This window comes from Dickeya zeae NCPPB 2538 (assembly GCF_000406165.1).
Taxonomy (GTDB): domain Bacteria; phylum Pseudomonadota; class Gammaproteobacteria; order Enterobacterales; family Enterobacteriaceae; genus Dickeya; species Dickeya zeae.
On sequence record NZ_CM001977.1, the window covers coordinates 1,382,549 to 1,402,993 of the forward strand.

At 52.9% G+C, this 20,445-nt stretch carries 20 protein-coding genes and 2 pseudogenes; 17 read left to right on the top strand and 5 right to left on the bottom strand.

Features of this window, described 5'->3' with window-relative positions:
• Complete coding sequence (locus DZE2538_RS06185; protein WP_038915847.1) at nt 1-444, top strand: SMI1/KNR4 family protein; 444 nt, start codon at nt 1-3, stop codon at nt 442-444.
• A 79-nt stretch (nt 445-523) separates the two neighbouring features.
• Here DZE2538_RS06185 and DZE2538_RS06190 read toward each other — a convergent pair whose 3' ends face one another.
• Nucleotides 524-814, bottom strand: a complete 291-nt coding sequence (locus DZE2538_RS06190; RefSeq protein ID WP_050568657.1) for a SymE family type I addiction module toxin — start codon at nt 812-814, stop codon at nt 524-526.
• Between DZE2538_RS06190 and DZE2538_RS06195 the strand changes: the two are divergent.
• The 3 genes and pseudogenes from DZE2538_RS06195 to DZE2538_RS06205 all read left to right on the top strand — a co-directional run.
• Nucleotides 801-2,591 (top strand): annotated as a pseudogene (locus DZE2538_RS06195) (RHS repeat-associated core domain-containing protein); the annotation flags it as partial. The gene DZE2538_RS06190 and the pseudogene DZE2538_RS06195 overlap by 14 nt on opposite strands.
• The gene (locus DZE2538_RS06200) at nt 2,582-2,935 is read left to right on the top strand and encodes a DUF7716 domain-containing protein (protein ID WP_038915848.1); all 354 of its coding nucleotides are present in this window, start codon (nt 2,582-2,584) and stop codon (nt 2,933-2,935) included. The pseudogene DZE2538_RS06195 and the gene DZE2538_RS06200, both read left to right, overlap by 10 nt.
• Before the next feature lie 348 nt (nt 2,936-3,283).
• Nucleotides 3,284-3,634: a hypothetical protein gene (locus DZE2538_RS06205; protein WP_019846694.1), complete on the top strand. Its 351-nt coding sequence runs from the start codon at nt 3,284-3,286 to the stop codon at nt 3,632-3,634.
• Between the two features lie 64 nt (nt 3,635-3,698).
• On the opposite strand, the gene DZE2538_RS06210 is transcribed toward DZE2538_RS06205, so the two are convergent.
• From DZE2538_RS06210 to DZE2538_RS06220, 3 genes are all read right to left on the bottom strand, one after another.
• A complete protein-coding gene (locus tag DZE2538_RS06210; protein ID WP_019846695.1) occupies nt 3,699-4,049 on the bottom strand; it encodes a SymE family type I addiction module toxin in 351 nt (116 codons plus the stop codon).
• Nucleotides 4,046-4,375: a SymE family type I addiction module toxin gene (locus DZE2538_RS06215; protein ID WP_019846696.1), complete on the bottom strand. Its 330-nt coding sequence runs from the start codon at nt 4,373-4,375 to the stop codon at nt 4,046-4,048. The genes DZE2538_RS06210 and DZE2538_RS06215 overlap by 4 nt, the downstream gene beginning before the upstream one ends.
• Nucleotides 4,376-4,454: 79 nt before the next feature.
• A complete protein-coding gene (locus tag DZE2538_RS06220; protein ID WP_026358148.1) occupies nt 4,455-4,787 on the bottom strand; it encodes a helix-turn-helix domain-containing protein in 333 nt (110 codons plus the stop codon).
• 290 nt (nt 4,788-5,077) lie between these two features.
• On the opposite strand from DZE2538_RS06220, the pseudogene DZE2538_RS06225 reads away from it, so the two are divergent.
• The 4 genes and pseudogenes from DZE2538_RS06225 to DZE2538_RS06240 all read left to right on the top strand — a co-directional run.
• Nucleotides 5,078-6,868 (top strand): annotated as a pseudogene (locus tag DZE2538_RS06225) (RHS repeat-associated core domain-containing protein); the annotation flags it as partial.
• Nucleotides 6,853-7,305: a hypothetical protein gene (locus tag DZE2538_RS06230; RefSeq protein ID WP_038915850.1), complete on the top strand. Its 453-nt coding sequence runs from the start codon at nt 6,853-6,855 to the stop codon at nt 7,303-7,305. The pseudogene DZE2538_RS06225 and the gene DZE2538_RS06230, both read left to right, overlap by 16 nt.
• Before the next feature lie 313 nt (nt 7,306-7,618).
• Nucleotides 7,619-8,203, top strand: coding sequence for a hypothetical protein (locus DZE2538_RS06235; protein WP_038915851.1), 585 nt, complete (start codon nt 7,619-7,621; stop codon nt 8,201-8,203).
• 117 nt (nt 8,204-8,320) lie between these two features.
• Nucleotides 8,321-8,710, top strand: coding sequence for a DUF2750 domain-containing protein (locus DZE2538_RS06240; protein ID WP_019846728.1), 390 nt, complete (start codon nt 8,321-8,323; stop codon nt 8,708-8,710).
• A gap of 304 nt (nt 8,711-9,014) precedes the next feature.
• On the opposite strand, the gene DZE2538_RS06245 is transcribed toward DZE2538_RS06240, so the two are convergent.
• The gene (locus tag DZE2538_RS06245; RefSeq protein ID WP_028085591.1) at nt 9,015-9,542 is read right to left on the bottom strand and encodes a DUF6882 domain-containing protein; all 528 of its coding nucleotides are present in this window, start codon (nt 9,540-9,542) and stop codon (nt 9,015-9,017) included.
• Nucleotides 9,543-9,857: 315 nt separating this feature from the next.
• Between DZE2538_RS06245 and DZE2538_RS06250 the strand changes: the two genes are divergently transcribed.
• From DZE2538_RS06250 to tssK, 9 genes are all read left to right on the top strand, one after another.
• Nucleotides 9,858-11,015, top strand: coding sequence for a M20 aminoacylase family protein (locus tag DZE2538_RS06250; RefSeq protein ID WP_038915852.1), 1,158 nt, complete (start codon nt 9,858-9,860; stop codon nt 11,013-11,015).
• Between the two features lie 1,123 nt (nt 11,016-12,138).
• On the top strand, nt 12,139-12,642 hold the full coding sequence (gene tssB / locus DZE2538_RS06255) for a type VI secretion system contractile sheath small subunit (protein ID WP_012770486.1): 504 nt from the start codon (nt 12,139-12,141) through the stop codon (nt 12,640-12,642).
• 31 nt (nt 12,643-12,673) lie between these two features.
• Complete coding sequence (gene tssC, locus DZE2538_RS06260) at nt 12,674-14,152, top strand: type VI secretion system contractile sheath large subunit (RefSeq protein ID WP_038915854.1); 1,479 nt, start codon at nt 12,674-12,676, stop codon at nt 14,150-14,152.
• A gap of 6 nt (nt 14,153-14,158) precedes the next feature.
• Entirely contained in the window at nt 14,159-14,590 is a 432-nt protein-coding gene (gene tssE / locus DZE2538_RS06265; RefSeq protein ID WP_012770484.1) for a type VI secretion system baseplate subunit TssE, read from the top strand.
• 2 nt (nt 14,591-14,592) lie between these two features.
• Nucleotides 14,593-16,359, top strand: a complete 1,767-nt coding sequence (gene tssF / locus DZE2538_RS06270; RefSeq protein WP_012884009.1) for a type VI secretion system baseplate subunit TssF — start codon at nt 14,593-14,595, stop codon at nt 16,357-16,359.
• Nucleotides 16,323-17,336 (top strand): type VI secretion system baseplate subunit TssG, encoded by a 1,014-nt coding sequence (gene tssG, locus DZE2538_RS06275; protein ID WP_012884010.1) that lies wholly within the window; start codon nt 16,323-16,325, stop codon nt 17,334-17,336. The genes tssF and tssG overlap by 37 nt, the downstream gene beginning before the upstream one ends.
• A 2-nt stretch (nt 17,337-17,338) precedes the next feature.
• Entirely contained in the window at nt 17,339-18,553 is a 1,215-nt protein-coding gene (gene tagH, locus DZE2538_RS06280; RefSeq protein WP_038915855.1) for a type VI secretion system-associated FHA domain protein TagH, read from the top strand.
• Nucleotides 18,553-19,089 (top strand): type VI secretion system lipoprotein TssJ, encoded by a 537-nt coding sequence (gene tssJ, locus DZE2538_RS06285; protein ID WP_012884012.1) that lies wholly within the window; start codon nt 18,553-18,555, stop codon nt 19,087-19,089. Before tagH ends, tssJ begins: the two co-directional genes overlap by 1 nt.
• Nucleotides 19,090-19,091: 2 nt before the next feature.
• Nucleotides 19,092-20,429: a type VI secretion system baseplate subunit TssK gene (gene tssK / locus DZE2538_RS06290; RefSeq protein ID WP_038915857.1), complete on the top strand. Its 1,338-nt coding sequence runs from the start codon at nt 19,092-19,094 to the stop codon at nt 20,427-20,429.
• Nucleotides 20,430-20,445: the final 16 nt, after the last annotated feature.

Here is a 20,445-nt window from a genome sequence, read left to right on the forward strand (position 1 = left end):
ATGGCTGAGCTTATCTCTCCTCAAAAAGAATTAACCGTTCAAGATATGAACGATTTTGAATCTATGTTCTCGGTTTCTATTCCTGATTCCTTTAAAGAACATTATACTAGGATTAATGGTGGTTTCGTTTCTGAATCGGATGTTGAAGCTGAGTTGTGGGGATTGCCTGTAAATGGATTTAATCCTATTAAGTATGGACAGGTAACTATTGAAAAACTAATTGAAGATATCCAGGAAATAGAACCTGATGATGGGCAGTATGGTGCCTGGGGGTATAAGGAGTTTGTACCTTTTGCTTATGATTTTGGTGGTAATGTAATCTTTATCTCATTGAGGAATGATGATTGGGGTGAGATTTATTTATATGCCCAAGATGGTGGTAATATTATTCATATTGATACATCCTTTACATCTTTCTTGAAGCGTTTTTATAAAATAAATTAATGTTGTTTAGAAAAAGAGAAATAAAAGCCGGAAGCGATCTCAAGATCCTTCCGGCTTTTTAATTTAGCAGCCAGCGTGATTACGCCAGCATTGTCCCCGGTTCAGCACGAAGGATGATCTTACCGGGCAGGGCTTCAATGCTGAACGGCGGGGTGAGTAAGCCGCTTTGGGTGAGCCAGTCGCCTGCCAGCGTCAGTTCGCCGTTGTCACTTACCCAATCAGCCCCTTCTGTCTCGTTGCTATCCAGTTCGGCCACCAGCGCGGCGATATCGGTGTCGTCGTCCAGCCGTGTCAGCATCAGCCCGTTGCGGTACAGGCTGATACGAAACAACGTCCCGGCGGTAAAACCGGCCTGTGCTAGCGAGGGCACGACGACCTTTGCCTATGACCTGTCGGGGAGGCTGCTGAAGGCGGCGAGCCCGGACGCGGTGGTAGAGTATGCGTACAACCGTGCCGGACAGGTGGTGAGTGAAACGGTCAACGGCGAGGCGGTGGCGTCGGGGTATGACGCGGCGGGGCAACGCAGTGCGGTGTCGGGGCTGCTGGCGTCGCTGAGCCTGGGATGGCAGGGTGGCCGGCTGACGACGCTGGGCATCGGTTCGCACCAGCCGCTGACGTTCAGCCACACGGCGTCGGGAGAAGAGCGGCAGCGCAGCAACGGGGCGGGCTTCGCGCTGCGGCACGAGTGGAGTGCTGCGGGGCTGCTGTCGCGTCAGGCACTGGAAGGCGTGAGCGGGGTGCTGGAGCGGCGTTACCAGTACGACGAGCTGGACCGTCTGACGGGCATCAGCGACAGCCACTGGGGCGAGCAGGCGCTGCGGCTGAACGGCACGGGTCAGGTGGTGGCGGAGCGGCGCGAGCAGGGACGCCAGCAGCAGGCGCGGCTGTTTGGTTACGACAGCGAGCAGAACCTGTGCGAGGTATCGGCGATAGTGCCGGACGGGGCAGGCAGGCTGTCGACGGCCAATGCGGTGGTGCAGGCTTCTGCGGGTTATGATGCGGCAGGGCGGGTGGTGATGCGTGGCGACAGCCGGTATCAGTACGACGCCTGCGGTCGGCTGGTGAACAAACGGGAAAGCCGCGCCGGTTTCCGGCCACGGGAAACGCAGTTCGAGTGGGATGCACAGGACCGGCTGGTGCGGGTGAGGCTGCCGGACGGGGCGCGGTGGCGCTACCGTTATGACGCGTTCGGTCGTCGAATCAGCAAGGTGCGCGAGGGCCAGGAGCCGTCGGCGCAGGCGGTAGCGCGGGTGGCGTACCGGTGGGACGGCGACCAGCTGTCGGGCCAGACGCAGTACCGTGCGGACGGAAGCGTGGCGCGGGCGGTGCAGTGGGTGTACGAGCCGGGGAATTTCCGGCCGCTGGCGCAGGTGGAGGAGAAGGACGCGCGCACGCAACTGCACTACATCGTGACGGACCTGACGGGAACGGCGCGGGAGCTGTGCAGCGAAGCGGGCGAGGTACACTGGCGGGGCGAGCAGGGGCTGTGGGGCGCGCACCGGGAAGAGAAAATCCCCATTCCGTTACGACGCTGGCTGGGCGATGCAGCGAACGAGGAGGTGTACTGCGAGCTGCGTTATCAGGGGCAGGTGTACGATGCGGAGACGGGGCTGTATTATAACCGTCACCGGTATTATGACCCGTCGCTGGGGCAGTATATCTCGGCGGATCCGATAGGGCTGGCAGGGGGGCTGAGGCCGCAGGGGTATGTGCATAACCCGATGGAGTGGGTGGATCCGTTTGGGTTAGCTACAAGACCGAATAATGGTAAATACCATATTTTCCATGACCATCAAGTCGATTCAGCTAATAGATACGCAAGTGATAGCGTCCAATTTAGACAGGCTAATAAAGAGCTTATATCACAGTTAGAAACTGATTCTTCATTTAGAAAAGATATGTTCCGTCGATATCCTGAGCTTTCGGAATGGTCTAAGTCGGGAAATATGTCTACAAGTCCTCCGGGGATGACGTGGCATCATCATGAGGATGTAAATAGACTTGTATTAGTTGATCGTGGAGATCATTCTGCAAACCATGCTCTTTATCATCCGACAGGAAAAGGTGGTCGAGATATATGGGGTGGTGGGAAAGATGGTAGAAAAGGTAAACTGGATGGTGCTACGGGAGAAAAGAGATGCAAATAGTTAAAAGAGAGAAAGTGAGGTTGTCTGATTTTATTGTTTTTATTAGAAATAATATTGGTGAAATAAAAGGCGATTTTTGTTTGTATTGTGAGGATTCAGATGAACCACTATCTAAAGATATGTGGTGTTATGTAGATGATTATCCTACCGGAGATGATGATGGGAATGACGTTTTCTCTGACTTCGTTGTGATTAATAAATTGGAATTGCTCTATTATGGTGAGCAATTTGTTGATGTTGTGAATAATGTATTAATGCAGATGGGTAATCCCAGCGTTGATATAATGATCGAGGCTCTTGATTATTATATGGAGAATGATGACTTTTTAGATTTTGATGAGTAGGTTAAAATTAAATGTATATGCTCTGGTGGTTGTGAAATAAATAAAAGGCCGGAAGAGATCCAACGATCCTTCCGGTTTTTTATTTGGCTGTCAGCATGATTACGCCAGCATAGCACCCGGTTCAGCCCGAAGGATGATCTAAAGAGGGTGTTGGAATAGTATCAAGAAGTAAAATAAATCCGACGACAGGGCAACCATTCAGCTCAGCTAGGGATGTTATCGCTAGAGATATTAAAGAGCTTAGAAGAGTTTATCCTGACGCTCCAAATGCTAAACTACGTGATTTGATTGATTTGAATAAATCAATGTATCCGGAAGTGAGATATAAAAACTTTGGGAGGTGATTTTATGTCTGGTAATGAAAAATTTGTTGACTCAATTTTTAATGAAGCGCTCGAAGATAATTTTCTTCGCTATAAAAATAGCTTAACAAAGGCACCTGATGAAGGTGTTGATGTCTATGCGAAAGCTAGAAGAGCTTTGTCGTCACTTAGTGATGAGGATAAAGAGGCTATTTTTGATTTTTTTAAAATAACTATTACAGATACAGCGTCAATAATACTAGGGACTATTGATGGCTCTCATTTCCCTTCTGGAATAGATGATGATTTTAAATTGATTTATGGTGATGAAGAGATCCAAGGAGATTTACAGGATCTGTTCATTGAAAAGGCAGAAGATAAGGGTATTTATAATTAAAAAATAAAGAAGCCGGAAGCGATCCAACGATCCTTCCGGCTTTTTTATTTGGCCATCAGCGTGATTACGCCAATATCGCCCCCGATCCAGCCCGAATCATGATCCGGCCGGGTAGCGCTTCAATGCTGAACGGTGGGGTGAGTAAGCCGCTCCGGGTGAGCCAGTCGCCTGCCAGCGTCAGTTCGCCGTTGTCGCTCACCCAATCAGCCCCTTCTATTTCGCTGCCGTCCAGTTCGGCCACCAGCGCGGCGATATCGGTGTCGTCGTCCAGCCGGGTCAGCATCAGCCCGTTGCGGTACAGACTGATACGAAACAACGTCCCGGCGGTAAACCAAGCCTGCGCCAGTGCGGTGCCGCTCAGGGTCAGTTCCGGCAGGCCGCCCTGCTGCCAGGCAATATCAATATCGACGCTCATTGTATGCCCCCAACATCCAGCCCGCCGGGAAACCCGCTCAGCCACTGTGCCACTGCCTGTTCATCGAACGCAGCAATACTAAGCGCGTGCAGGTCCTGCCACAGTGAGCGGATATCCTGCGTGGTGATGACAATGCAGCCGGGCATCACGCGTAGCTTCAGCGGCTGCCCGGTGCGGAACCCGGCTTCCTTCAGCCAGTGGCCTGCCATGGTGATGGCGGGAGTGTCGTGGTTGCCTTTAACCGGCCGATAGCCGACGCGGGTAAAGCGCTCATGTTGAGAGATTTTAAAAACGGTGGTGTCTGGCGTAGAATGCGCGTCAGCCATAGTAAACTACTCCTGTTAGTTGCCTGTGGTTAGCTGTGCGGGTGTGTTGCGAGCACGCCTGCACAGCGTCAGTTAAGGCTCAGCGCAATAAGCGCTTTGCCTGATGTTTTAAAATCATGGCGTCGAGAACGGATGTGACCGTTTTCAACTCGTCCTCATCCATCTGCCTGATGGCTTCAAATTTCAGTTTCAGCTCATCCTGCGGCTCACGCTCACCATCCTCAAAAATCAGCCAGTCAGTCGATACGTTGAAGGTGATGGCTGTGCGTTTAAGAATATCTAAAGAGGGCTGCGCTTCGCCAGACTCATAGCGGCGAACCTGAGTCAGATGTATCCCTACCTTGTCAGCCATCTGCGGCTGGGTCAGGCCATACTGCTTGCGCAGTTGCAGAAAGCGAGTTGAAAAGCTCATCCAGAACATCCTCTGATAATTACCGGTTTTCCGCATTATCTCTCCCTGTTCTGAATGGGGTGTTTTGTATGCTCTTAATGGGTTGCATGCTAATATCTATAAAGAACATTTACAAGGGTTTTATAGGAAACATTTTACAGATTCCGCTTTTCTGCTTTCGGTGCGTCAATCCGTTATCGAGTCCGTTAATAGTGGCCTTTGGTGGTAAGTACTATCTGTGGTGAGAATTTGCTTTGTGTTCTTAATGGATGTTTTAATTATCCCTATTTAGGGTATTGACAGCATTTTTACGTCTTGAGTGCGGGTATGATGCGGGCGGTCGGCTGAGCGCGATTGCGGCGGTGCGGGCCGATGGGGCCAGCGAAGGCACGACGACCTTTGCGTATGACCTGTCGGGACGGCTGCTGAAGGCGGCGAGCCCGGACGCGGTGGTGGAGTATGCGTACAACCGCGCCGGACAGGTGGTGAGCGAGACGGTCAACGGCGAGGCGGTGGCGTCGGGGTATGACGCGGCGGGGCAGCGCAGTGCGGTATCGGGGCTGCTGGCGTCGCTGAGCCTGGGATGGCAGGGGGGACGGCTGACGACGCTGGGCATCGGTTCGCACCAGCCGCTGACGTTCAGCCACACGGCGTCGGGAGAAGAGCGGCAGCGCAGCAACGGGGCGGGCTTCGCGTTGCGGCACGAGTGGAGTGCCACCGGGCTGCTGTCGCGTCAGGCGCTGGAAGGTGTGAGCGGGGTGCTGGAGCGGCGTTACCAGTACGACGAGCTGGACCGTCTGACGGGCATCAGCGACAGCCACTGGGGCGAGCAGGCGCTGCGGCTGAACGGTACGGGTCAGGTAGTGGCCGAGCGGCGCGACCAGGGTCGCCAGCAGCAGGCGCGGCTGTTTGGTTACGACAGCGAGCAGAACCTGTGCGAGGTATCGGCGATAGTGCCGGACGGGGCAGGCAGGCTGTCGACGGCCAATGCCGTGGTGCAGGCCTCTGCGGGTTATGATGCGGCAGGGCGGGTGGTGAGGCGTGGCGACAGCCGGTATCAGTACGACGCCTGCGGTCGGCTGGTGAACAAACGGGAAAGCCGCGCCGGTTTCCGGCCACGGGAAACGCAGTTCGAGTGGGACGCACAGGACCGGCTGGTGCGGGTGAGGCTACCGGACGGGGCGCGGTGGCGGTACCGTTACGACGCGTTTGGACGTCGAATCAGCAAGGTGCGCGAGGGCCAGGAGCCGTCGGCGCAGGCGGTAGCGCGGGTGGCGTACCGGTGGGACGGCGACCAGCTGTCGGGCCAGACGCAGTACCGTGCGGACGGAAGCGTGGCGCGGGCGGTGCAGTGGGTGTACGAGCCGGGGAGTTTCCGGCCGCTGGCGCAGGTGGAGGAGAAGGACGCGCGCACGCAACTGCACTACATCGTGACGGACCTGACGGGGACGGCGCGGGAGCTGTGCAGCGAAACGGGCGAGGTACACTGGCGGGGCGAGCAAGGGCTGTGGGGCGCGCACCGGGAAGAGAAAATCCCCATTCCGTTACGACGCTGGCTGGGCGATGCGGCGAATGAGGAGGTTTACTGCGAGCTGCGTTATCAGGGGCAGGTGTACGACGCGGAAACGGGGCTGTATTATAACCGGCATCGGTATTTTGACCCGTCGCTGGGGCAGTATATCTCGGCGGACCCGATAGGGCTGGCAGGGGGGCTGAGGCCGCAGGGGTATGTAAACAATCCTTTTGAATGGGCTGATCCTTTGGGATTAAACCCAATTCCGCCGACATTTAAAGCGCAGTTTAGGGCAGCCAAAAGATCATTGAATATACCGAAAAATGTTAATACACCTAAACCAGTAAAAGTATTTGATAGTAAATATGAGAATAGAACGGTATGGGAGTATGATGTGGATGGGAAGAAAAAATATATTGTTATGCACGAAGAAGATAAATTTGGACGTGGCCCGCATTTACATACTGCCGATGATTTACATGGGAGTCCTTTAGAGCCAAAAAATAGATATAATCAGCATTCAGGGCACTTCCCTGAAGATAAAGAAGGCATAAAAGATTTGCGAGGTGATAAATGTCCAAAACACTGAGGGATCGTCTAAAAAATGCTGCTCAGGACGGTGAGAAAAAAAGAATACTGAAATTTATTTCAGATGAATTTTCTTTTGATGGCAATGAAGTTACGTTCTGTGAACGTGATTTTAATGATGTGCTTTTGTGCTTGGATGAAAAGGATATTGAAAGGATAGATTTGTCAGTATCTGATGAGTCTATTTTTATTAGGTTTGACCATTTTTTGAAGGGGTTGAACTCTATTGGTGATGTTTTGTTTTATGTGGCAACTAAAGATAATTATTATTATTTGAAGTTGCCCGTGTCTTTCTTAAAAAACAGACCTGATTTTTTTTGGAAGATTAAAGGGCATAATCATGGAGTGTCAAATTGTATCCTAGTTGAAGAAAATGGTGATTTTGGGTTCGTTAAGTTATATACGGAATATGGCTATGAATTATATGAGTGGGTTTGATTGTTAAGTTTATAATCATTTTGACCGGAAGCGATCCAACGATCCTTCCGGCTTTTTTATTTGGCTGCCAGCGTGATTACGCTAGCATCACCCCGGCAGGAATAATATTCCTGCCGGGGTAGTATCAGCCATTGCGGTACAGGCTGATACGGAAACGGCCTGCTATTAAAACCGGCCTGTGCCAGTGAGTCACCGGTCAGGGCAGTGCGGGAAGTTCGCCCGGATTCTAATAGAAATAAACTTGGTGAGTGAAAAGCAACTATAGGGATATGTGCCACAAAACCTGGTAAGAAGATCACAGTAGGAATGAACGATGGAAAAATCATTAAAATTGATGAGTAGTGAATTTTGTTTTGGGAGAATAAATTTCGATTCTTTCAGTTCATCTGTGGGGTGGAAAGGTTTTTTTGAAAGAAAAGAGTCCTTTTCATTTTATCTCGTTGATGATGCTATACGTCTTGCTCATAACTTTTTCTCTCCACACTGGAACGGCTTTTTTGCATTGTCGGCATTATCTTTCGATGATGACAGGGAGTCTGATGAGAATGTGATTAATAAGTATAAGAGTATATATGAGGATCTAAAATCAAAAGGTTATTTAAAGGTTTTATCTGATAACTTTGAACGTTATCTATGTAGTGATATTCCTTTGGTTGCATCTGATGTCAGTATACATTTTGATGCGGAAAATTTTATGAATGTTTGCAGAATAATGATGGCTCATGGAGGTGTACTCGGGCAGGTGTTTTTTATGATTAATTTAGAACTCGGAGTGATTATATACCCACACGAAGAAACCGGTTTTGGCTGCATTTCTTTAAATGATAGTGACATTGGTGTTGATTTTTTGAATTATGTATCGAAGAATGATAAGTTTAATGTATTCATTAATGATTGATTTTTTCTAAACATCTATAATTGGAGAAGAACTTCTTGGTTTTTCTGCTAGCTTTACGGTTTTTATGGAGGGAGTAAACCTGAGGCAACTGGTACGGCTGGACGCAAGGGGGGAGCAATGAGTCTATCGGCTAAAGAAATAGAATTAATGTCAAAAAAAGGTAATGAAGATAGATATATCTATTTCATCAAGAGAGTTGCCGATAATGAGTCTGCATGGGTGCTTGATGACGATGGTTTTGCTTTAAGTAGTGATGATGCTGGTAATGACTTTATCGTATTTTGGCCTGCCAAAGAGTATGCGGAGGCTTGTGCAGTAGACGTTTGGTCTGATTATAAGGCGAAAGAAATCGAGCTGGATTATATTATTGATGAGCTTTTGCCAAATCTGTCTGATGATGGTCTAAATATTGGTATTTTTATGGTTCCATCAACAACTGATACACCAATTGTAAGTGCGGATAATTTATTAGAAGATTTACAAAATGAGTGTGAAAAGTATAACTGATCTCTACTAGAAAAAAGCCGGAAGCGATCCAACGATCCCTCCGGCTTTTTTCTATTTAACTGTCAGCGTGATTACGTCAGCATCATATCCGGCTCAGCCCGAAGGATGATCTTACCGTGCAGCGCTTCAATGCTGAACGGGGAGAGTAAGCCGCTTTGGTTAAGCCAGTCGCCTGCCAGCGTCAGTTCGCCGTTGTCACCAGCCCTGTCTGCGCGTTATTGGTGGTCCTTTTCCCGATATTCATGCCTGGCTGGCGGAGTGACACATTGACCACTCAATATCCGCAAAAGTGTCATGGATGCACTTAATCCTTTCTGTTTATGGTTACAGAACCATAGACCATAAATACATCGGTCGAACCTGACGAACCACGGTAACCCCCCTGGCCCTCATTGAGGTAACAAGCAAGGGCAGTAAATTCCCAGGCTTCATCCATCGAGGCTGTGATTTTACGTGTGGTGAGTTCGCCCTTCCCGTATTGCTCACCAAAGCGGCGTACGCCCCTGGCAAACTCTCCCAGTGAGTCGCTGACTGATGGATGCTCCCATCCCCATAACCAGGTGCCATCTTCCGTGTTGTAAGTGCCAATGACTTGCACGGGGGCAGTTATCACCATCTTCTTTTCGTTATTCGTGAAGGTGATTATCCCGGCATCAAGATCAACTGCCCATGAGGCCACATCAAGACCCCACATCTCCACGGCGGCTTGTGTACGCAATTGCATCTCGTGATTTGCGCGTGCAATCGTCAGGTGGGGGTCTGCAAGCGCTACGGTGTCGCGAGTGGCACCGGCTTCTTTGCCGCCAAAAAGCGTCTTTAAGAAATTGATCATTGATACTCTCCTGGTTTCTCATTTGGCGTGAATTGGCATGTGCTCTATTGGCGCTGGCATTATCCGATTTTTACCTATTCGATTTTTTCTGTCCGATTTTTCGCTCTTCTTCTCCAGCCATCGTCACACAGCATGATATTTCCCTTACAGCGAATATGCCCGTGCCTTATACCCAAAGCATCATTATTGCGCGGTAGATAATCTTTGCCGGTAGGGAGGGCTGGGGTAGAGTAGATTATTCCCTGAGCGCCGCTCTGGATGGGAAACTAAACACCAAAGCAGGTGACTGAGGTGTGAATGAATAAGGAGAGACGTATGAGCATTGCTCCAGCGCTGATTACACGGGCCATTGAATGGCGCCGCACTCTGCATGCCAGCCCGGAATTGGGGTATCAGGAACACCAGACATCCCAGATGGTGTCTGAATTACTGACCCAGTTTGGTTTTCAGGTTCATACCGGACTGGCGGGAACGGGGGTGGTAGGAACGCTGGAGAATGGGCCGGGGCCGGTCATTGGGTTGCGTGCCGATATGGATGCACTGCCGGTCACCGAGCTGGGCAATCTTCCTTATCAGTCCCGACATCCCGGTGTGATGCATGCCTGCGGCCATGACGGTCATACGGCTATGCTGCTGGCGGCCGCCTGCCACCTCGGTGAGACGCGTCGTTTTCGCGGTACGGTACACGTCATATTCCAACCAGCGGAAGAAAACCTGGGGGGCGCGCGTCGTATGGTAGAAGAAGGGCTGTTTACGCGTTTCCCAATGGACGACATTTATGCATTGCATAATTGGCCGGGGCTACCTGTCGGGCATGTCGGGCTGAGTAGTGGGGCGATGATGGCCTCTCTGGATTCGTTCGAAATTATCCTGACGGGAAAAAGCTGCCACGCGGCGATGCCGGAAAACGGCGCAGACCCGATTATGGCGGCTTCTCAACTGGTGCTGTCGTTACAAACCATTCCCTCCCGTCGTCTGTCGCCCCAGTCGTCTGCGGTGATCAGCATCACGCAGATTGCCGGGGGCGAAGCTATCAATGTGATCCCGGAAAAGGTCGTGCTGCGGGGTACGTTGCGTTGCTTGCAAGCCTCGGTGCGTGATCAGGTTAAGGCGTTCATTGCCCAATTCGTGGCGCAAATTCCAGAGACATTCGGTGTTACCGGTACTATCACCTATTATCCCGGCTATCCGGTTACCCACAATAACGCGCGGGTCGCACAAACGGTGCGGGAGGTGGCCGAAATAACATGTGGCGTCGACCAGGTGCATTGGGATATTGCGCCGTCAATGGCTTCCGAAGATTTTGCCTGCATGCTTGAGCATTGCCCCGGTGCCTATTTCTGGTTAGGTGCTGATGGGGATACGCCGTCTCACCCGTTGCATAATGCCTGCTATGATTTCAATGATGCGCTCATTCCACACGGCGTTGCGATGTGGGTGGCGTTGGTGGAAAAACGCTTGCCGATTAGCTAAGAACCTATCCCACCAGGGCTATTTCACTGGCCATTTTGGCCCTGGGCAGTGCTCGAACTCCTCACGTACTCCGTGTCGTTCTGCCTGACGGCAGTGAAATCCCTGACGATACCCGTCACTGCTAACGGCCCTTGTTGGAATGGGCCGTTTTTTTGTGCTTTTTTATGGGCTGTTGGACCTGACGAGTTGTGGGGCCAGGCGATAGGCCGACTCAGGGCACTTGTGGAAACGGCCTATCGTGGACAACAGACTGTGTTGTTAAGCAATGCTACAGGTTATGACGTCATGTGAGTAATTTAAGGCAGGTAATGGAAACTATTTTTCCACAAAGTGATTATTTATTTTCTGCTTGTCTTAAATTGCAATAACGGAAAATAAAACAGCCATTTCTCCCCATGAGTATTGTCAGTTTATGTAATGTTACCCGATTTTTTACTGATGAAGTGTCCTGTGCGGTGGTTAGCCTATTGGTCACGTTTTTAAATTGAAAAACACATCAGGTTTTTATTTGTTTTTCATGCCATAAGTAGTGATGAAATGTTCTCTGAAAGGGTGTTATAGCATGAAAATAATCGGTTTTTTTGAGTCGATAATATCACACATTAAAAATAGGTTTATTCTTAAAATTGATTAGCATGGTAATTGTTTTTAAATCTAACGGAATTAGAGAGGCCAAAAAATACCCGCTTTTTAGAAAATTGTAATCTGAAATTATGCCTGTGATTTGGTGGGTTTATTTCGTGTTTTGGTACTAATATTTTTTATTATATTGTTGTTTTTTAAGTGTTTTTATTTATTTTGGAGCTTTGGAATATTAAAAATATATTGGCGTTGACCACGCGTTGGCGTTATGTGTATGATTGGCTAACGAAGCAGAAATATATCTACACATTTTGAATACAGTTCTGTCGTTTTTATTTGGCTTAGTGATTCCATACGGTTTAAGAATGCGGTGAGTGAATGCGCCGAGGCGGCGGGTTCTATTTCGTGCATATCGTCGGTCGAAAAACAAATAGTGTATTTGTTCGCTGAACAGCCCGGTCTGTCATGGATTCTGGCGGGTTTTCAGTAGGATTCGACCTTATTTTCTCGGGCCAGGGTGCCCTCACGTTGGTATTGACATATGGCAAAAGGAACTGACGGTGCATCTGTCGCACCAAAGGAACGTATTAATATCAAATATGTCCCGGCCACTGGTGGTCAGCAGGCGGAAATTGAACTCCCGCTTACGCTGATGGTGGTGGGAAATATGAAAGGACGCACAGAAGAGACGCCGATTGAAGAACGTCAGACGGTGTCTATCGATAAGAATAATTTCACTTCGGTCATGAAAGAGGCCAACCTGGAGCTGAATTTCAGCGTACCTAACCGTCTGGAAGAAGACAGCCAGGATGACCTTCCCGTCAAACTCAGCATTGCTTCGCTGAATGATTTCTCTCCCGATCGTATCGCACAGCAAGTGCCGGAACTGCGCAAATTGCTGGAATTGCGAGAAGCACTGGTCGCCTTGAAAGGGCCGCTGGGTAATATTCCCGCTTTCCGTAATCGCCTGCAGGACCTGTTGTCCAGCGAAGAAGCCAGAGAGCAGCTGCTCAAAGAGCTGGATCTGGTGAAACCCGCCGAATAATTGATTGTCACTGACGAGAAGGGAAACAAACATGTCAATGGTTGAAGAACAGGCCCAGACAAGCGCGGCCGGTGGTTCATCATCGCTGCTTGAAGAGATCATGGCGCAGGCGCGCATTACACCGGTGGATGAAGGTTATAACGTCGCCAAACAGGGTATTGCCGCACTGGTGGCAAACATTCTGGATAGCGGCAACGCAGCCGAGCCGGTGAACAAAGCGCTGGTCGACAGCATGATCGTTGAGCTGGACAAAAAACTCAGCAAACAAATCGACGTGATTCTGCATGCTCAGGAGCTACAGGAACTGGAATCCTCCTGGCGTTCGCTGAAGCTGCTGATTGATCGCACCGATTTCCGTGAAAACATCAAAATCCTGCTGCTGCATGCGACCAAAGACGAGCTGCTGGAAGACTTTGAGTTTGCACCGGAAATTACCCAATCCGGTTTCTATAAACACGTGTATTCCAGCGGCTACGGCCAGTTCGGCGGCCAGCCGATCGGCGGGGTGATTGGCGATTATGCGCTGACCCAAAGCTCGCCGGACATCAAGCTGATGCAGTATGTCAGCGCAGTAGGCGCGATGGCGCATGCTCCGTTTATCTCCTCCGTTGCACCGACTTTCTTCGGTGTAGACAGCTTTACCGACCTGCCATCGATCAAAGACCTGAAGTCGGTGTTTGAAGGCCCGACCTATACCAAATGGCGCTCAATGCGTGAGTCGGAAGATGCCCGTTATCTGGGGCTGACTGCTCCACGTTTCCTGGCTCGTTTGCCGTATGACCCGGTAGAAAACCCCATCAAAGGGTTTAACTACAAGGAAGACATCAGCGCCAGTCACGAAAACTATTTGTGGGGCAACACCGCGTACCTGATGGGCACCGCCATCACCGACAGCTTCGCCAAGTATCGCTGGTGCCCGAACATCATCGGCCCGCAGAGCGGTGGCGCTATCACCGACTTGCCGGTGCATGTGTATGAAGCGATGGGCCAGTTGCAGGCCAAGATCCCGACCGAGGTGTTGATCACCGACCGTCGTGAATACGAAATGGCCGAAGAAGGTTTCATCATGCTGACCATGCGCAAAGACAGCGATAACGCCGCGTTTTTCTCTGCCAACTCGGTGCAGAAACCCAAGGTGTTCGCCAATACCAAAGAAGGTAAAGAGGCGGAAACCAACTACAAACTGGGTACACAGCTGCCGTACATGTTCATCATCAACCGTCTGGCGCACTACATCAAAGTGTTGCAGCGCGAGCAGATCGGTTCCTGGAAAGAGCGTCAGGATCTGGAGCGCGAGCTGAATAACTGGATCAAGCAGTACGTCGCTGATCAGGAAAACCCGCCCGCTGATGTCCGCAGCCGTCGTCCGCTGCGTGCGGCACAAATCAAAGTGCTGGACGTGGAAGGCGAACCGGGCTGGTACCAGGTGACCATGGCAGTGCGTCCACACTTCAAGTACATGGGGGCGAACTTTGAACTGTCCCTGGTTGGTCGTCTGGATAAGGAATAACGACTGATGCCGTCGCTCTCTGCCTGGGAGCGGGGATCTGCGGCCAGCCTGTTTGATCGCATCCGGGGAGAGGAGCGTCGCTCCTCCCCCGAAACGGAATTAGAAGACTTGATCGCGTCGGTGAAACGCCAGCTTGATCAAGTGCTGAATACGCGTCCCGGCAGTTGTCGCAGCGCACCTGAGCTTGGCGTGATTGATTTTAATGACGCTACGCAGGGCGGTGCAGATATCCGGGGCAAAATCCGTGAGGCGATCCGGCAGTGTATCTGTCGCTTTGAACCGCGCATTGTCCATGTGGACGTCAGTGCATCGGACTATCTGTCCAATCCGCTGGAGATGTCGTTTCAGGTCACCGCCCATGTGCGGCTGGAAGAACTGGAACAGGTCACCTCCTTCAATATTCATATGGACAGCCACCGCCATTACAGAATGATGTGATTATGTCGCTGGAACATTTCTTCAGGGATGAACTCGCTTATTTGCGTCTGCAAGGACGTGAATTTGCCAATGCACACCCTGAACTTACCCGATTTTTGTCAGAACAGACCACGGATCCGGATGTCGAGCGATTGCTGGAAGGGTTCGCCTTTCTGACGGGTAGCCTGCGGGCGAAGATCGAGGATGAATTTCCGGAGCTGACTCACGGCCTGCTGGGCATGCTGTGGCCGAACTATTTGCGCCCGGTACCCAGCATGACCATCATGCAATTTTCGGTGCTGCCCGGCGCTATCGCGCAACCGGCGTTTGTGGCGCGTGGCTGCGAGCTGGACAGCCTGCCAATAGACGATGTGGTCTGCCATTTCCAAACCTGCCACGATGCCTGGATCTACCCGGCGGATATCCGCCAGATCAACGCGCAAAGCGGCAACGACATGTCCGCCATCACGCTGGATATTGGTCTGCACGGGCCGGTGGCGCTGGGGGATTTGCAGTTGGATAAACTGCGCTTCTTCCTGGGGGGCGACCGCTATACCGCCTACGAACTCTATTTCTGGATAGCCAGCCAGCTGTCACACATTGAGCTGGAAGTGGACGGGAAACGCTTTCGTCAGGAAGCGAGTGTACTCAAAACCGTCGGCTTTGAGCGTGAAGACGCGATGCTGCCGTATCCCGGTAATGTGTATTCTGGCTACCGTATCCTGCAGGAGTATTTCTGTTTTCCGGAAAGTTTCCTGTTCTTTCAGTTGTCCGGTGCCAGTTGGCCTGACCAGCCGCTGATGGTGACGGATTTCAAACTGCATTTCTGCTTTGACCGGCCGCTGCCGGCGGAACTGAAAATCCGCCCGGATTCGTTCATGCTCAACTGCGTACCGGCTATCAACCTGTTCCGCCATGACAGCGAACCGATCAACCTGGATGGTCGCCAGACGGACTACCCGTTGAAAGCCAGCTACCGCCACGCCGACAGTTTCGAGATTTTCTCCATCGATAAAGTGGAGGGGTGGGTGGAAGGTAACAGTGGACGCGCGCGCGGTATCCCTCGGCTTTACCAACCTTTCGAGAGTTTTCAGCACCAAATCGAGCGGGCCAAAGGTCGACTGGCGCTGTATTACCGCATTCGGGTGCGCGAAGCCGTCAACGGTGATGGTTTCGATCACTTGTTGTCGTTCGTGCGGGGCGACGAAAAAGAAGTCATCGACCTGGACGAGTCCATCTCGGTGAGTCTGACCTGCACCAACCGTTCGCGGGCGGCGCAGTTGCCCGTGGGGGCGATTTGTGTGCCGACCGGCAGTTCACCATCCTTTGCCACCTTCCGTAACCTGATTCGGCCGACCCGTCCATTGCGCCCGGCACTCGATGGCAGCCTGCACTGGACGCTGATCTCCAACCTGTCGTTGAACTATGTGTCGCTGCTGCGACGCGACGCGCTGGTGCAGATCCTGCGTACCTACGACTTCCCGGCGCTGCATGACAAACAGGCCGAGCAGGCATCGCGTAAACGGCTGGCAGGGATCGAAACGATTGAGACCACACCGGTAGACCGGCTGGTACAGGGGATGCCGGTACGCGGGCTCAAGTCAGTTCTCTCCGTGCGGCAGTCGGCGTTCGCCAGTGAAGGCGAGCTCTATCTGTTCAGCACTGTGCTGGCGCATTTCTTCTCGTTGTATGCCAGCGTTAACGCCTTCCACCTGCTGGAAGTGGTCAACATCGATAACAAGGAGCGCTACCGATGGCCGGTGCAGATAGGTCAGCACTCGATGATGTGACCGCAGGGCAGGCGATGTTTCGCCAGGATGCGCGCCACTTCAACTTTTTCCAACTGGTGGAGTTACTCAACCAGATGGAGGGCGTCGATCTGGAGCAGGCACTCGATTTTCGGCCAGAACTGGAGCGCATTCGCTTTCGCTCCACCGCCTCGATTGGCTTTCACCCCAGTGATGTGCTGCGGGTAGGGGAAGATACCGACGGCAGGCAGGAGCTGGAAGTGGCGTTCCTCGGGCTGCACGGCAGCCAGTCGCCGATGCCGGGGTACTACCTTGAAGAGCTGGCGTGGGAATACGCCCAGGGCGAGCAGAAACTGGGGGTGTTCCTCGATTTCTTTCATCACCGCTTGCTGACGCTATTGCACCGTGCCTGGCGTAAGTACCGCTATCACGTGCGTTTCCAGAATGATGGCGAGGATGGCTTCTCCCGGCTGATGTTCGCGCTGGTGGGGCTGGGTAACGACGCGGTGCGCGACAGTCTGCCGGTCAACCGCGCCAAGATGCTGTCTTACGCCGGTCTGCTGGCCAGCCCCAGCCGTTCGCCGGAAGTGGTGGCTGGTCTGGTGATCCACTGCTTTGACCTGGAAGACGTCGAAGTCATCGCCTGGCAACACCGCAAAGTACCGATTTTTGAGGACCAGCAAAACCGCCTTGGGCGCGCGAATAGCCTGCTGGGTGGGGATTTTGTCATCGGCGATAAAGTGAACGACTGCGCCGGTAAATTCCTGCTCAAGGTGGATAACCTCAGCTTCAGCCGTTTTCTCAGTTTCCTGCCCAACGGCGAACATTTTCAGCCGCTGGTGCGTTTTGTTTCCTTCATTTTGCGTGATCAACTGGCCTGGGACTTACGCCTTGGTTTCGCCGAAGGGGAGGCCAGAGGGCTAAGACTGGGCGATGACCAGAGCAGCCGTCTGGGATGGAGCAGCTTTCTCGGGCAGCCGCCCGCCGACCCGTATGTGACGATTTGTGTGCAGGAGTAATTGTGAACGAAAACAACCCACTCACTCTGGTGGTGCTCAACAGCGAACAACTGGATATCAACTCGCAGGTGCAACACCGCTTTGACCACCGTGGCGGCACGCTGGGCGCATCGGAAAAAGATCAATGGCAGTTGCGCGACCGGCTCGGTGCGGTTTTGCCGGAGCATGCACGTATCGAATTACAGGATGGCTATTTCTGCGTCTGCGACCTGAGTGGCCAGACCTTCATCAATGGCGCGTTGTCGCCCATCGGTCGTGATCGCCGGGTGCGTTTGGCGCAGGGTGACGAACTGGTGATTGGCCCATTCCGGCTCGGGGTTTACCTCGACGATCCCGCTTTCGAACAGGATATCGATCAGGTGCTGGGGCAACGCCCCGGTGATGTGCTGGAAGGGTGGCTTGGGGAAGAACAACGCCGTGCGCCTGCCGATGACACGGCGGCGGACCGATTTAATGACCCGTTGTGGGCGCTGCAGCAGGAACAGAGCCGCTCGCTACTGGCAACGGAGGCTGAGCGCGGTGATGAACTGCCGACCTCGCTTTCTTCTTTTTCTGCCGTTGAGGACACCATGGATCAGAAGTTTGTGGAATTACCGACCATTGACAATCCGCATGCCGGTAACGCGTTTGGCGCATCGGTGGATGCGGTGACGCTGGCACCGCTGTTGCGCGGGCTGGGCGTATCACTCAATACCGGCGATGAGCAACAACTGCGCGAGATGCTCGAAGAGATGGGCAAAAGTCTCAAAGCGATGGTCGAAGGCTTGCTGACGTTGCAGGCCGATCAGGCCGCGCTGGCGGATACCCATTTACGGCCGATCGAAGATAACCCGTTGCGCCTGGGGCTGGATTATACCGACACCCTGTCGCTGCTGTTCGCTGACGATAAAAGCCCGGTGCACCTGTCCGCCCCGGCCGCCATCAGCGAAGTGCTGAGTAATATGCAGGCGCATCACCGGGCTAACCAGCAGGCGATCGCCGTGGCGCTGGAGAGCATTTTACAGGCGTTTTCACCGGCGGCGTTGCTGGGGCGTTTCGAGCATTATCGCCGCAGCGGCGAGCGTCAGGCGCTGGATGACGGTTGGGCGTGGCAGATGTATCAGCACTATTACCGCGAACTGACCTCACCGCGTCAGCAAGGGTTCCAGAAACTGTTCCATCAGGTGTATGCGCAGGCGTATGACCGTGCCGTTCGTCAGCAACAGGAGCAGAAATAATGCTGCGAGCCTTAATGCTGCGAACCGGGTGGTTATGCGTCCTGATGCTGCTGCTTCCCGGTTGTACCACGCTCGGCAAAATGGCGAAGGTGGCGGCCAATCCGGATATTCAGATTGGCAGCAATGATAACCAGCCTTCGACCGTCGGCTTTAGTCTGCTGGCCGAGCCGGACGTTAACCCCAGTGAGAGCGGCGACGCGGCACCTATCGAGTTTCAGGTGGTGATGCTGGCGGAAGACTCCCGCCTGCTGGCGACCGACTATGACCAGGTGACCGGCGACATCGAAAAAGCGCTGGCTAAAAACTACGTCAGCCACCAGGACTACACGCTGCTGCCAGGGCAGTTCAAATACCTGCCGCCGGTCAAACTGGACGAGAAAGTGCATTACATCGGGGTGATTGCCAAATACGCCGACCCGGACAGCGCCGAGTGGCGCAAGGTTATCAAACTGAAAAACACCGGCCGCACTTATCAGCTTCTGGTGCATCTGCGCCGTGAAGAAGTCGAAATCAAGAAAGATCAAGAAGAAGAATAACTATGTCGAGCCGAAATCGGATCATTTGGCGGGAAGGGCTGTTCATCAAGCCGCAGCATTTCCAGCAACAGCAACGACACACCGACTACGCGCTGCACGCCCGTCTTAGCGCGCTCAGTGATTATTTCTACGGCCTGCAATCGCTGGCTATTAACGAAGAATACCTTAACTTCGGGCGTATCGCGCTGGTGAACGCCACCGGCGTGATGCCGGATGGCACGGTCTTCAATATCCCAGGGGATGACGCGCTGCCGCAACCGCTGGAGATTACCGATGTGGCGCTGGCGAACCAAAAGGTCTATCTGGCGCTGCCGTTGGCGGTGAACGGTGTGAGCGAAGTCGGGCAGGCCGGGGCCGGTATTGCCACCCGCCTGCAATCCTACCGGCACGATGTGCGTGACTTGCACAGCGAAGGCGGTGACGTGGTATCGGTGGAAGTGGGTAAGGTCAGCCTGCGGCTGATGCTGGAGCGTGATGACCGTAGTGCCTACGCGTCGCTGGCGATCGCCAACATCCTCGACAAACGGCCGGACGGTGGGCTGGTTCTCGACCCTAACTTTATGCCGTGCAGCATCAGCGTCACGGCGATTCCGAGCCTGAAACGCTTTCTGGGGGAATCGGCCGGTCTGGTGGCTGAACGCGCCCGCAGTCTGGCTCAGCGTATCGCCGCGCCCGGTCAGCAAGGGGTGGCGGATGTGGCGGAATTCATGATGCTGCAACTGCTTAACCGCGCCCAGCCGCAACTGTCGCATCTGGCGCGCCTCGGCACGTTACACCCAGAGCGGCTGCATGAAGCGCTGGTGCAACTGTGCGGTGAGCTGATGACCTTTACCGATGAATCGCGCCTGCCGCCGGAGTTTCCCGCTTATCGTCATGAGCATCAGCAATCGAGCTTTGAGCCACTGATGATGGCGCTACGTCAGGCGCTGAGTACCGTGCTGTCGCCGCGTGCAGTGTCGATTCAGATGAAGGCACAGCCTTACGGCGTCAGGGTGGCGCTGGTGGGCGATGCCGAACTGATGGCCAGTGCCGAGTTTGTGCTGGCGGTGCGCGCCCGTATGCCGCAAGAACATTTGCGCAAGCAACTGCTGCAACAAACCAAGATCGCCTCCAGCGACAAAATCCGCGAACTCATCAGTCTGCAACTGCCTGGCGTACCGTTGCTGCCGCTGCCGGTGGCACCGCGTCAGTTGCCGTACCACGCCGGTTACAGCTACTTCCAGTTGGACAGGCAAAGCCCGGCCTGGAAATCGCTGGTCACCAGCAACACGCTGGCGTTCCACATCGCTGGCGAGTTCCCGGAACTGGATATGCAACTGTGGGCCATCCGCGGCCAGTAGTTAACAGGAGGAACCT